Consider the following 360-nt stretch of genomic DNA (forward strand, 5'->3'; position numbering starts at 1 on the left):
GAAATCAATAACTGGGGTGAAGTCGTAACAAGGTAGCCGTATCGGAAGGTGCGGCTGGATCACCTCCTTTCTAGGGAGAATTAACCTACTGTTTAATTTTGAGGGTTCTTTATGAAAACTCAAAATATGTTGAAAAATCAACATGGGGGTGTAGCTCAGCTGGGAGAGCACTTGCCTTGCACGCAAGGGGTCAGGAGTTCGATCCTCCTCATCTCCACCATTAGTACTTATTTATTAAGTGCTTTAGTACTTTGAAAACTGCATAACATTTAGTGATATGACATTATAAAAGAAGAAGATAAACTTCTTAAAAAATATATCATATAAAGAAGATAACTTTTAAAAATATCAACTTTAATA

The 360-nt window shown here is 35.8% G+C and carries 1 tRNA gene and 1 rRNA gene; both read left to right on the forward strand.

Annotation, left to right across the window (positions count from 1 at the left end):
* Nucleotides 1-70, forward strand: a 16S ribosomal RNA gene (locus tag K0039_RS21740); the annotation flags it as partial.
* A gap of 74 nt (nt 71-144) precedes the next feature.
* Nucleotides 145-220, forward strand: a tRNA-Ala gene (locus K0039_RS21745).
* The last annotated feature ends 140 nt before the right edge of the window (nt 221-360 follow it).

The sequence above is a fragment of the Terrisporobacter mayombei genome (assembly GCF_020748465.1).
Lineage (GTDB): Bacteria > Bacillota > Clostridia > Peptostreptococcales > Peptostreptococcaceae > Terrisporobacter > Terrisporobacter mayombei.